Below are 12,241 nucleotides of genomic sequence, written 5' to 3'. Positions count from 1 at the left end.
CCTATTGACCCATTGCTCATCATTCGGAGATGGACATGACAGCGCTCTACATGATCATCGGTACGCTCGTCGCCTTGGGTGTGCTGGTCACCTTCCATGAGTTCGGCCACTTCTGGGTGGCGCGTCGCTGTGGCGTGAAAGTGCTGCGGTTTTCCGTGGGCTTCGGTACGCCACTGGTGCGCTGGCATGATCGCCAGGGCACCGAGTTCGTCATCGCAGCCATTCCACTGGGCGGCTACGTGAAGATGCTCGACGAGCGCGAAGGCGACGTGCCCCCTGCACTGGTGGGTCAATCGTTCAATCGCAAGCCCGTCGGCCAGCGCATCGCGATCGTTGCCGCGGGGCCGGTCGCCAACTTTTTGCTGGCCATCTTCTTCTTCTGGGTGCTGGCGATGCTCGGCAGCCAGCAGATCCGACCGGTAATCGGCACCGTCGAGAATGGCAGCCCGGCGGCAGCAGCAGGGCTGACGGCCGGCCAGGAAATCGTCTCAGTGGATGGCAAGCCGACCAACGGTTGGTCGGCGGTCAACCTGCAATTGGTTCGCCGCCTGGGTGAGAGCGGCACGCTGAACATCGGTGTGCGCGATGAAGGCAGCAGTACCGATCAGCAGCGCCAGGTGAAACTCGACCAGTGGTTGAAAGGTGCCGATGAGCCCGATCCGATTCGCTCGCTGGGGCTTCAACCCTGGCGCCCGGCCATCGAGCCGGTGCTGGCCGAGATCGACCCCAAGGGGCCGGCCGGGGCGGCGGGCTTGAAGACCGGCGACCGGTTGTTGGGCATCGGCGGCCAGTCGGTGAACGAATGGCAGCAGGTGGTCGATAGCGTGCGCGCGCGGCCCGGCGCCCAGGTGGTAGTGCGTGTGGAGCGCGACGGTGCGCCCTTGGACGTACTGGTAACGCTGGGCGTGAAGGGCGAGGGTGAGGCGGCGGCAGGCTACCTGGGGGCGGGCGTCATAGGCGGTCAATGGCCGGCCTCGATGCTGCGCGAAGTCAGCTATGGGCCGCTGGAGGCGGTGGGTGAAGGCCTGTCGCGCACCTGGAACATGAGCGTGCTCACGCTTGGGTCACTGAAGAAAATGCTGTTCGGTGAGCTCTCGGTAAAAAACTTGAGTGGACCGATAACCATTGCTAAAGTGGCGGGCGCTTCAGCCCAGTCCGGCGTGGGGGATTTCCTGAATTTCCTGGCCTACCTGAGCATAAGCCTGGGGGTTCTTAACCTGCTGCCCATCCCGGTACTGGATGGGGGGCACTTGCTGTTCTACCTGGTTGAATGGGCGCGCGGTCGTCCGTTGTCAGACCGGGTACAAGGTTGGGGGGTCCAGATCGGTATCAGTTTGGTCTTGGGGGTGATGTTGCTCGCCCTGATCAACGATCTGGGTCGACTATAAAAGCTTCGCTCAATTGCGAAACCTGTCGTTCATGACGGCAGGTTGTTTATTGCCAGTTGGAATAAAAGGACTTCATGAAACGTCTGTTGCTAACTGCGGTGCTCTCCGCACTGATGATCGCTGAAGTTCACGCCGAGTCCTTCACCATCTCCGATATCCGCGTCAATGGCCTGCAGCGGGTTTCCGCCGGCAGCGTCTTCGGTGCCTTGCCCCTGAACGTGGGCGACCAGGCCGATGACCGGCGCCTGGTGGAGTCGACCCGCTCGCTGTTCAAGACCGGGTTCTTCCAGGACATCGAGCTGAACCGTGATGGCAACGTGCTGATCATCAATGTGGTCGAGCGCCCGTCGGTGTCGAGCATCGAGATCGAAGGCAACAAGGCGATCAGTACCGAAGACCTGATGAAGGGCCTGAAGCAATCGGGCCTGGCCGAAGGCGAGATCTTCCAGCGTGCTACCCTCGAAGGCGTGCGTAACGAGCTGCAGCGCCAGTACGTGGCCCAGGGCCGCTACTCGGCCGAGGTCGACGCCGAGGTGGTGCCTCAGCCGCGCAACCGTGTGGCCTTGAAGATCAAGATCAACGAGGGCACCGTCGCTGCCATCCAGCACATCAACATCGTTGGCAACAACGTGTTCGATGACGACACCCTGGGTCAGCTGTTCGAGCTCAAGACCACCAACTGGTTGTCGTTCTTCAAGAATGACGACAAGTATGCCCGCGAAAAACTGTCCGGTGACCTGGAGCGTCTGCGTTCCTACTACCTGGACCGCGGCTACATCAACATGGACATCGCGTCCACCCAGGTGTCCATCACACCTGACAAGAAACACGTCTACATCACCGTCAACATCAACGAAGGCGAGAAGTACACCGTCCGTGACGTGAAGCTCTCCGGTGACCTCAAGGTACCGGAAGACCAGGTCAAGTCGCTGCTGCTGGTGCAGCCGGGCCAGGTGTTCTCGCGCAAGGTGATGACCAGCACGTCCGAGCTGATCACCCGCCGCCTGGGTAACGAAGGCTATACCTTCGCCAACGTCAACGGCGTGCCTCAGCCAAACGACCAGGATCACACCGTCGACATCATGTTCGTGGTCGATCCGGGCAAGCGTGCGTACGTCAACCGCATCAACTACCGCGGCAACACCAAGACCGAAGACGAAGTGCTGCGCCGCGAAATGCGTCAGATGGAAGGCGGCTGGGCCTCGACCTACCTGATCGACCAGTCCAAGACCCGCCTGGAACGGCTGGGCTTCTTCAAGGACGTGAACGTCGAGACCCCACCGGTGCCGGGCACCGACGATCAGGTCGACGTGAACTACAGCGTCGAAGAGCAGGCCTCCGGTTCGATCACCGCCAGCGTCGGCTTTGCCCAGAGCGCAGGCTTGATCCTGGGTGGCTCGATCAGCCAGAGCAACTTCCTGGGTACCGGTAACAAGGTTTCCGTTGGCCTGACCCGGTCCGAGTACCAGTCGCGATACAACTTCGGCTTCGTCGATCCCTACTTCACTGCCGATGGCGTGAGCCTGGGTTACAACGCCTTCTACCGCAGCACCAACTACGACGACCTCGATGTCGACGTGGCGAGCTACGCGGTGGACAGCCTGGGTGCCGGTGTGAGCCTGGGTTACCCGATCAGCGAGACGTCGCGCCTGACCTATGGGTTGAGTGTGCAGCAGGATAAGCTGAAGACCGGTAAGTACACCGTTGACGAGATCTTTGATTTCATCAACAAGGAAGGCGAGAACTTCACCAACTTCAAAGCCTCGATCGGCTGGTCCGAATCGACGTTGAACAAAGGTGTGCTGGCAACACGCGGTCACTCGCAGAGCCTGAGCCTCGAAACCACGATTCCAGGCAGCGACTTGTCGTTCTACAAACTGGACTACCGCGGCCAGCTGTTCAAGCCACTGAGCCAGAACTACACCCTGCGTCTGCACACCGAACTGGGTTACGGTGACGGCTTCGGGGGTACCTCCGGTCTGCCGTTCTACGAGAACTACTACGCGGGCGGCTTCAACTCGGTTCGCGGCTTCAAGGACAGCACCCTGGGGCCGCGCAGTACCCCAAGTAAAAACAATCCGGTGAACGGCACGATTGAAGACCCCGACCAAGACCCGCTTCCATTCGGCGGCAACGTCCTGGTCCAGGGCGGCGTCGAGTTGCTGTTCCCGCTGCCGTTCGTCAAGGATCAGCGTTCCCTGCGCACCTCGGTCTTCTGGGACGTGGGTAACGTGTTCGACACCAACTGCGGCAACAAGCCGGACTGCACCAAGGTCGGTTTCTCCGACATGGCCAGTTCGGTCGGTCTTGGCGTGACGTGGATCACGGCCTTGGGCCCGTTGAGCTTCAGCCTGGCGATGCCGATCAAGAAGCCGGACGAGGCAGACACCCAGGTGTTCCAATTCTCTCTGGGCCAGACCTTCTAAGGTCGGCCCTTGCTTAACGACAACGGTTTATCCAGGAGTTCATCGTGCGCAAGTTGACCCAAATGGCCGTAGTGGCCGCGGCGCTGGTCGCCACCCCGGCTTTCGCCGAAATGAAGGTTGCCGTTCTGAACTATCAGATGGCACTGCTCGAGTCCGATGCCGCCAAGAAGTACGCCGTGGATGCCGAAAAGAAGTTCGGCCCTCAGCTGACCAAGCTCAAAGGCCTGGAAAGCAGCGCCAAGGGCATCCAGGATCGCCTGATCAAGGGCGGTGACAAGATGCAGCAGCAGGAGCGTGAGCGCCTGGAGCTCGAGTTCAAGCAAAAGGCCCGTGACTTCCAGTTCCAGTCCAAGGAGCTGAACGAAGCCAAGGCCGTTGCCGACCGCGACATGCTCAAGCAGCTCAAGCCCAAGCTGGACGGCGCCGTCGAGGAAGTGATCAAGAAGGGCGGTTACGACCTGGTGCTCGAGCGCGGTGCGGTCATTGATGTCAAGCCTCAGTACGACATCACCCGCCAGGTTATCGAGCGTATGAACCAAGCCCGTTGATATGACCGTGACCATGACGCTTGGCCAACTGGCCGAGACCCTCGGGGCCACCCTCAAGGGCCCCGAGACGCTGCAGATCACAGGCCTTGCCACCTTGCAGGAGGCCGGGCCGGGTCAGTTGAGCTTTCTTGCCAACCCGCAGTACCGCAAATACCTGGACGAGAGCCAGGCGGCTGCCGTGCTGCTCAAGGCCGCCGATGCCGAGGCGTTCGCCGGTCATGCCCTGATCGTTGCCGATCCCTACCTGGCATATGCCCGCATTTCCCACCTGTTCGACCCCAAACCCAAGGCTGTGGCGGGGATTCACCCCAGCGCCGTGGTAGCCGGGGATGCCCAGGTAGACGCGACGGCCAGTGTCGGGCCTTTCGCGGTCGTTGAAAGCGGTGCGCGTATCGGCGCCCATGTCACCATCGGTGCCCACTGCTTCATCGGTGCCCGCTGCGTGATCGGCGAAGGGGGCTGGCTGGCGCCGCGGGTCACGCTGTATCACGATGTCACCATTGGCAAGCGGGTGGTCATCCAGTCCGGCGCAGTGATCGGTGGTGAAGGCTTTGGCTTTGCCAACGAGAAAGGCGTGTGGCGCAAGATCGCCCAGATCGGCGGGGTCAGCATTGGTGACGATGTGGAGATTGGTGTGAACACGGCCGTGGACCGTGGCGCCTTGTCCGACACCTGCATCGCCGACGGCGTCAAGCTCGACAACCAGATCCAGATTGCCCACAACGTGCAGATCGGGGAGCATACGGCCATGGCCGCGTGCGTGGGTATCTCCGGCAGTACGCGTATCGGCAAGCATTGCACCATCGCCGGTGGCGTGGGCATGGTCGGTCATATCGATGTCTGCGACAACGTTTTCGTGTCCGGAATGACCATGGTGACCCGCTCGATCACCGAGCCGGGTGGCTATTCTTCCGGGACTGCCATGCAGCCTCTGGCTGACTGGCGCAAGAGCGCCGCGCGTATCCGCCACCTGGACGACATGGCCAAGCGTCTCCAGCAGTTGGAAAAACGCGTCGATACCGTGACCTCAGGTGGGCAGCCGACATCAGAAGGCTGATACCATTTCCTGAGCAAGAGTGAACAGTCGCTAGCTGGCTCCTCTTTGGATTGCAAAAGGAGCGTGTGGTCAGCACCTGCGCTCCCTATTCTTATACAGGCTTCCCCCCCGAAATGATGGACATCAACGAGATTCGCGAATACCTGCCTCACCGTTACCCGTTCCTGCTAGTGGACCGCGTGACGGATCTGGATTACGAGGCCCAGAGCATTCGTGCCTACAAGAATGTCAGCATCAACGAGCCGTTCTTCAACGGTCACTTCCCGGCGCACCCCATCATGCCCGGCGTCCTGATCATCGAAGCCATGGCCCAGGCGGCCGGCATCCTCGGTTTCAAGATGCTCGATGCCAAGCCTGCCGACGGCACCTTGTACTACTTCGTAGGCTCCGACAAGCTGCGTTTCCGTCAGCCGGTGCTGCCGGGTGACCAGCTGGTGCTGGAAGCGAAGTTCCTGAGCCGCAAAAGCATGATCTGGAAGTTCGAATGCCGTGCCCTGGTCGACGGCAAGGCAGTATGCTCGGCCGAAATCACCTGTGCGGAACGCTCCCTATGAATTCGATTGATCCTCGGGCCATCATCGACCCTTCGGCCAAGCTGGCCGAAGGCGTCGAGGTGGGCCCTTGGTCGATCGTTGGCCCCGATGTCGAAATCGGGGAGGGCACCGTCATCGGCCCACACGTTGTGCTCAAGGGGCCGACCCGGATCGGCAAGCACAACCGTATCTTTCAGTTTTCCTCGATTGGCGAAGACACCCCGGACCTCAAGTACAAGGGTGAGCCCACCCGCCTGGTGATCGGCGATCACAACGTCATCCGTGAAGGCGTCACGATCCACCGCGGTACCGTGCAGGATCGCGCCGAAACCACCGTCGGCGACCATAACCTGATCATGGCCTATGCCCACATTGGCCATGACAGCGTGATCGGCAGCCACTGCATTCTGGTCAACAACACTGCGCTGGCGGGCCATGTGCATGTGGGCGACTGGGCGATCCTGTCCGGGTTCACCCTGGTGCACCAGTATTGCCACATCGGCGCCCATGCGTTTTCTGGCATGGGCACGGCCATCGGCAAGGACGTGCCCGCGTTCGTCACCGTTTTCGGCAGCCCCGCCGAAGCGCGCAGCATGAACTTCGAAGGCATGCGCCGCCGTGGTTTCAGCGACGAGGTCATCCATGTGCTGCGTCGCTGCTACAAGATCGTCTACCGCCAGGGCCTGACGGTGGAGGATGCATTGCGCGAACTCGAAGCGCCGGCGGCGCAGCATCCCGAGGTCGAGCTGTTCCGCCAGTCGATCGTGAGTTCGGCCCGCGGCATCACTCGCTGACATGGCCCAGCTCTGCGTAGCCCTGGTCGCCGGTGAAGCCAGCGGCGACATCCTCGGTTCCGGCTTGATGCGCGCCTTGAAGGCGCGCCATCCCGATGTGCGCTTCATCGGTGTCGGTGGCCCGCTCATGGAGGCCGAAGGCCTGCAATCCTACTTCCCCATGGAGCGCTTGGCCGTCATGGGGCTGGTCGAGGTGCTCGGTCGCCTGCGTGAATTGCTCAAGCGCCGCAAGCTGCTGGTCCAGACACTCATCGAGCAGAAGCCGGACGTGTTCATCGGTATCGATGCGCCCGACTTTACGCTGGAGATCGAACTCAAACTGCGCCAGGCGGGGATCAAGACCGTCCACTACGTCAGTCCTTCAGTGTGGGCATGGCGGCAAAAGCGCGTGTTGAAGATACGTCAGGGTTGCGACCTGATGCTGACATTGTTGCCGTTCGAGGCCCGCTTCTATGAAGAGCAGGGCGTGCCGGTGCGATTCGTCGGCCACCCGCTGGCCGATACCATTGCCCTGCAGGCGGATCGGCCCGCGGCGCGCGCCGCCCTGGGCCTGGGCGATGGCCCGGTGGTCGCCCTGATGCCAGGCAGCCGTGGGGGCGAAGTCGGGCGCCTGGGTGCGCTGTTCCTGGATGCAGCGCAACGTCTGCAGCAGCAGGTGCCGGGTGTGCGCTTCGTGCTGCCCTGTGCCAACGCCGCTCGCCGCGCGCAGCTCGAGCAAATGCTCGAGGGCCGCAATTTGCCGTTGGCCCTGCTCGATGGCCGCTCGCACGAGGCGCTTGCCGCGTGTGACGCCGTCCTGATCGCATCGGGTACGGCCACCCTGGAAGCGCTGCTGTTCAAGCGACCCATGGTAGTCGCCTACCGCCTGGCGCCGCTTACCTACTGGATACTCAAACGGCTGGTGAAAAGCCCCTACGTGTCCTTGCCCAACCTGCTGGCGCGCCGTGCACTGGTGCCCGAGTTGCTGCAAGACGCTGCGACCAGCGAAGCGCTGGTCGATGCGCTGTTGCCCTTGCTGCGCGACGGTAGCGGGCAAACCGACTCGTTCGACGAGATTCACCGCACGTTGCGCCGGGATGCCTCCAATCAGGCCGCCGACGCCGTGCTGGCCCTGCTGGAGAAACGCTGAGATGCAGTTCGGTCTGGATTTCAACCTGGTCGAAGACTTGGTCGCCGGCGTCGACGAAGTGGGCCGCGGCCCCCTGTGTGGCGACGTGGTGACGGCTGCCGTGATCCTTGACCCAGCACGCCCGATCCTGGGGCTGAACGACTCGAAGAAGCTGACCCAGGCACGCCGTGAGGCCTTGTTCGACGAAATCTGCGACAAGGCCCTGAGCTTTTTCATTGCCCGCGCCGAAGTCGAAGAAATCGATCGCCTCAATATCCTGCATGCCACCATGCTGGCCATGCAGCGCGCGGTGGAAGGCTTGCACATCACCCCGAACATGGCCTTGATCGACGGCAATCGCTGCCCGCAGCTGTCGGTGCCCTCGGCACCGGTCGTGCAGGGGGATGCCAAGGTGCCCGCCATCGCGGCGGCTTCGATCCTGGCCAAGGTAACGCGGGATCGCGAAATGGGCGCCTTCGAGCTGATCTACCCCGGGTACGGCATAGGCGCGCATAAAGGCTACCCGACGCCGGTCCACCTGGAGGCACTGGCACGGCTCGGGCCGACGCCCATTCATCGTCGATCGTTTGCGCCCGTGCGTGCCGCCTGGGGTGTGCGTGAGGCTGTGACCGCCTCGCTGATCTGATACCCAACCCTGCCGTATCCAGGGGCTTGAGGCCCTGCGGGGCCGGGCTGGACCACGTTCCCAGGCATTTGCTCAGGCCGCCCTGCCGTCGCGCAGGGGCAACCGGCCCTCAAAACCCCTGCCCAATTGAGCTACAATCGCGCCCTTGTCGTTAAGCACTGCTACAGGATCATTCATGTCGGTTTCCTTCGTTCACCTGCGCGTCCACTCCGAATTCTCGCTGGTCGACGGTCTGGTCCGGATCAAACCGCTGGCCAAGGCGCTGGCCGGGATGAACATGCCTGCGGTGGCGATCACCGACCAGAGCAACATGTGCTCGCTGGTCAAGTTCTACAAGGCGGCCATGGGGGCGGGCATCAAGCCGATCTGTGGTGCGGACCTGTGGTTGGCCGGTGAAGATGCGCAGGCGCCGCTGTCGCGTATCTGCTTCCTGGCCATGAACCCTCTGGGCTACCGCAACCTGACCGAGTTGCTTTCCCGGGGCTGGACCGAGGGCCAGCGCAATGGCCTGGTCATCATCCAGCGTGACTGGATTGCCGCGGCCAGCGAAGGCCTGATCGCGCTTTCGGCGGGCAAGGAAGGCGACATCGGCATGGCGTTGCTGGGGGGGCGTAGTGAGGAGGCGCAAGCGCTGCTCGAGGACTGGATGGCCATGTTCCCCGAGCGCTTTTATGTCGAAGTCCAGCGCACCAGTCGCCCCAGGGACGAAGAGTATGTGCATGCCGCCGTGGCCCTGGCCGATCGGCTGGGTGCGCCGCTGGTGGCCACCAACGATGTGCGTTTCATCAAACAGACCGATTTCGACGCCCACGAAACCCGTGTATGCATCGGTGAAGGCTGGACGCTGGACGATCCGCGTCGCCCGCGCCTGTACAGCGACCAGCAATACCTGAAATCGGCCGAGGAAATGGCCGAGCTGTTCAGCGACCTGCCGGACGCCCTGGCCAACACCGTCGAAATCGCCAAGCGCTGCAATATCCAGGTGCAACTGGGCAAGTACTTCCTGCCTGACTTCCCCACGCCCAATGGCATGGGGATCGACGATTACCTGCGTCACGTGTCCCACGAAGGGCTGGAAGAGCGCCTTGCGGTGCTGTGGCCGAAAGAGACCACGCCCGACTACGAGCAAAAGCGCCAGGTCTACCTCGATCGCCTGAAGTTCGAGCTGGATATCATCATCCAGATGGGCTTCCCCGGTTACTTCCTGATCGTGATGGACTTCATCAAGTGGGCCAAGAACAACGGCGTACCGGTGGGGCCTGGCCGAGGCTCGGGTGCAGGTTCGCTGGTGGCCTACGTGCTCAAGATCACCGACCTCGACCCGCTGGCCTACGACCTGCTGTTCGAGCGCTTCCTGAACCCTGAGCGGGTGTCCATGCCCGACTTCGACGTCGACTTCTGCATGGACGGCCGGGACCGGGTCATCGACTACGTGGCAGAGGCCTACGGGCGTAATGCCGTGAGCCAGATCATTACCTTTGGCACCATGGCGGCCAAGGCCGTGGTGCGCGACGTGGCACGCGTGCAAGGCAAGTCCTATGGCCTGGCCGATCGTCTGTCGAAGATGATTCCGTTCGAAGTGGGCATGACCCTGGAGAAGGCCTACGAGCAGGAAGAAATCCTGCGCGACTTCCTCAAGGGTGACGAAGACGCTCGTGAGATCTGGGACATGGCCCTGAAGCTTGAAGGCGTCACGCGCGGTACCGGCAAGCACGCCGGTGGCGTGGTCATTGCGCCGACCAAGCTTACTGATTTCTCGCCCATCGCCTGCGACGAAGAAGGCGGTGGCCTGATCACCCAGTTCGACAAGGACGACGTGGAGGCGGCGGGCCTTGTGAAGTTCGACTTCCTGGGCCTGCGCACGCTGACCATCATCAAGTGGGCGATGGAGATCATCAACCGTGAGCAGGCCAAGAAAGACCTGCCCGACCTGAACATCGACTTCATCCCGCTCGATGACCGCAAGACCTATGAGCTGTTGCAGAAGGCCGAAACCACAGCGGTGTTCCAGCTCGAATCGCGCGGCATGAAAGAGCTGATCAAGAAGCTCAAGCCCGACTGCCTCGAAGACCTCATCGCCTTGGTGGCGCTGTTCCGCCCCGGCCCGCTGCAGTCGGGTATGGTGGACGACTTCATCAACCGCAAGCACGGACGTGCCGAGCTGGCCTACCCGCATCCGGACTATCAGTATGACGGCCTGCAGCCGGTGCTGGCGCCAACCTACGGCATCATCCTGTATCAGGAGCAGGTGATGCAGATCGCCCAGGTGATGGCGGGGTACACCTTGGGTGGCGCCGACATGCTGCGTCGGGCGATGGGCAAGAAGAAGCCCGAGGAAATGGCCAAGCAGCGCGGCGGTTTCATTGAAGGCTGTGCCAATAATGGAATCGATGGGGATCTTGCGGGCAACATCTTCGACCTGGTAGAGAAGTTCGCAGGTTACGGCTTCAACAAGTCTCACTCGGCCGCCTATGGCCTGGTGTCCTACCAGACAGCCTGGCTCAAGACCCACCACCCGGCACCGTTCATGGCCGCGGTGTTGTCGGCGGACATGCACAACACCGACAAGGTGGTGGTGCTGGTCGAGGAAGTGCGCACCATGAAGTTGCGTCTGGACGCGCCAGATGTGAACTTCTCGGACTTCAAGTTCACCGTCAACGACGATGGCCGCATTGTGTATGGCCTCGGCGCCATCAAGGGCGTGGGTGAGGGGCCTGTGGAGGCGATCGTCGAGGCCCGTGCCGAGGGCGGCCCGTTCAAGGACCTGTATGACTTCTGCGAGCGCATCGACCTCAAGCGCGTCAACAAGCGCACCCTCGATGCGCTGGTGCGCAGTGGCGCGCTGGACCGGCTCGGCCCGCATTTTCATGACGAGATCAAGGCTTACCATGCCCACATCGACATCAACCGGGCCATCCTGCTGGCGGCACTGGGCGATGCCATCAAGGCGGCCGAGCAGACGGCCCGCACGGCCGACAGCGGTCACATCGACCTGTTCGGCGGCATGTTCGACGAGCCGGACGCCGACGTGTATGCCAGTTACCGCAAAGCGCGACCACTGACGCTCAAGGAGCGGCTCAAGGGCGAGAAGGACACGCTGGGGCTTTACCTCACCGGTCACCCGATCGATGAATACGAGGCTGAAATCCGCCGCTTCGCGCGCCAGCGCATCATCGACCTCAAGCCCTCGCGCGAAACCCAGACCATCGCCGGCATGATCATCGCCCTGCGGGTCATGAAGAACAAAAAGGGCGACAAGATGGGGTTCGTCACCCTGGACGACAGGTCTGGCCGCATCGAGGCCTCGCTGTTTGCCGATGCCTATACCACGGCCCAGTCACTGCTGCAGAACGATGCGATGGTGGTGGTCGAAGGGGAGGTCAGCAACGACGATTTCTCAGGCGGCCTGCGGCTGCGGGTCAAGCAGGTGATGACCTTGGAGGATGCCCGTACCAAGCTGGCCGAGAGCCTGCGCCTGAAGGTCGCCCACGAGGCGCTCAAGGGCGATCGCCTCAAGTGGCTGGGTGAGTTGATCACCCGTCACCGCGGCGCCTGCCCGATCACGCTGGAATACACCGGCAGCGATGCCAAGGCCATGCTGCAATTTGGCGACCAGTGGGCCATCGACCCCGCAGACGGGCTGATTCAGACCCTGCGTGACCAGTTCGGACGTGAGAACGTCTTTTTGCAATACCGTTGAGCCGCTCAACATTTAATCTCGACCTGAAGGCGCCTGATCCC

9 protein-coding genes are annotated in these 12,241 nt (G+C 62.1%); all 9 read left to right on the top strand.

From position 1 onward, the window contains the following. The first annotated feature begins 35 nt into the window (after window positions 1-35). The 9 genes from rseP (at window position 36) to dnaE (ending at window position 12,200) form a co-directional block, all read left to right on the top strand. Window positions 36-1,388 carry an RIP metalloprotease RseP gene (gene rseP / locus MOP87_RS15670; RefSeq protein WP_242809788.1) on the top strand — a complete coding sequence of 451 codons (1,353 nt, stop codon included), beginning with the start codon at window positions 36-38 and terminating at the stop codon, window positions 1,386-1,388. A 74-nt stretch (window positions 1,389-1,462) separates the two neighbouring features. Then, complete coding sequence (gene bamA, locus MOP87_RS15665) at window positions 1,463-3,814, top strand: outer membrane protein assembly factor BamA (RefSeq protein WP_145280647.1); 2,352 nt, start codon at window positions 1,463-1,465, stop codon at window positions 3,812-3,814. A 44-nt stretch (window positions 3,815-3,858) separates the two neighbouring features. Continuing rightward, window positions 3,859-4,362 carry an OmpH family outer membrane protein gene (locus MOP87_RS15660; RefSeq protein ID WP_023534153.1) on the top strand — a complete coding sequence of 168 codons (504 nt, stop codon included), beginning with the start codon at window positions 3,859-3,861 and terminating at the stop codon, window positions 4,360-4,362. A 1-nt stretch (window position 4,363) separates the two neighbouring features. Then, window positions 4,364-5,419, top strand: a complete 1,056-nt coding sequence (lpxD, locus tag MOP87_RS15655) for a UDP-3-O-(3-hydroxymyristoyl)glucosamine N-acyltransferase (protein WP_023534150.1) — start codon at window positions 4,364-4,366, stop codon at window positions 5,417-5,419. Window positions 5,420-5,532: 113 nt separating this feature from the next. Then, window positions 5,533-5,973: a 3-hydroxyacyl-ACP dehydratase FabZ gene (gene fabZ, locus MOP87_RS15650; protein ID WP_023534097.1), complete on the top strand. Its 441-nt coding sequence runs from the start codon at window positions 5,533-5,535 to the stop codon at window positions 5,971-5,973. After that, window positions 5,970-6,746 carry an acyl-ACP--UDP-N-acetylglucosamine O-acyltransferase gene (gene lpxA / locus MOP87_RS15645; protein WP_027913879.1) on the top strand — a complete coding sequence of 259 codons (777 nt, stop codon included), beginning with the start codon at window positions 5,970-5,972 and terminating at the stop codon, window positions 6,744-6,746. The genes fabZ and lpxA overlap by 4 nt, the downstream gene beginning before the upstream one ends. A gap of 1 nt (window position 6,747) precedes the next feature. Further along, on the top strand, window positions 6,748-7,875 hold the full coding sequence (gene lpxB, locus MOP87_RS15640; protein WP_027913880.1) for a lipid-A-disaccharide synthase: 1,128 nt from the start codon (window positions 6,748-6,750) through the stop codon (window positions 7,873-7,875). A gap of 1 nt (window position 7,876) precedes the next feature. Next, window positions 7,877-8,500 carry a ribonuclease HII gene (gene rnhB / locus MOP87_RS15635; RefSeq protein ID WP_027913881.1) on the top strand — a complete coding sequence of 208 codons (624 nt, stop codon included), beginning with the start codon at window positions 7,877-7,879 and terminating at the stop codon, window positions 8,498-8,500. Window positions 8,501-8,675: 175 nt separating this feature from the next. Continuing rightward, on the top strand, window positions 8,676-12,200 hold the full coding sequence (dnaE, locus tag MOP87_RS15630) for a DNA polymerase III subunit alpha (RefSeq protein ID WP_242809786.1): 3,525 nt from the start codon (window positions 8,676-8,678) through the stop codon (window positions 12,198-12,200). The last annotated feature ends 41 nt before the right edge of the window (window positions 12,201-12,241 follow it).

This window comes from Pseudomonas sp. I3-I5 (genome assembly GCF_022699445.1).
Classification (GTDB): domain Bacteria; phylum Pseudomonadota; class Gammaproteobacteria; order Pseudomonadales; family Pseudomonadaceae; genus Aquipseudomonas; species Aquipseudomonas fulva.
Note: the sequence above shows the minus strand (reverse complement) of the source record. Positions and strands in the feature narration are given on the sequence as shown.

Bases quoted from the DNA above. Each gene is read 5' to 3' on its own strand.
- lpxA (WP_027913879.1), top strand. From the start codon at position 5,970: ATGAATTCGATTGATCCTCGGGCCATCATCGACCCTTCGGCCAAGCTG.
- dnaE (WP_242809786.1), top strand. From the start codon at position 8,676: ATGTCGGTTTCCTTCGTTCACCTGCGCGTCCACTCCGAATTCTCGCTG.
- lpxD (WP_023534150.1), top strand. From the start codon at position 4,364: ATGACCGTGACCATGACGCTTGGCCAACTGGCCGAGACCCTCGGGGCC.
- bamA (WP_145280647.1), top strand. From the start codon at position 1,463: ATGAAACGTCTGTTGCTAACTGCGGTGCTCTCCGCACTGATGATCGCT.
- rnhB (WP_027913881.1), top strand. From the start codon at position 7,877: ATGCAGTTCGGTCTGGATTTCAACCTGGTCGAAGACTTGGTCGCCGGC.
- fabZ (WP_023534097.1), top strand. From the start codon at position 5,533: ATGATGGACATCAACGAGATTCGCGAATACCTGCCTCACCGTTACCCG.
- lpxB (WP_027913880.1), top strand. From the start codon at position 6,748: ATGGCCCAGCTCTGCGTAGCCCTGGTCGCCGGTGAAGCCAGCGGCGAC.
- rseP (WP_242809788.1), top strand. From the start codon at position 36: ATGACAGCGCTCTACATGATCATCGGTACGCTCGTCGCCTTGGGTGTG.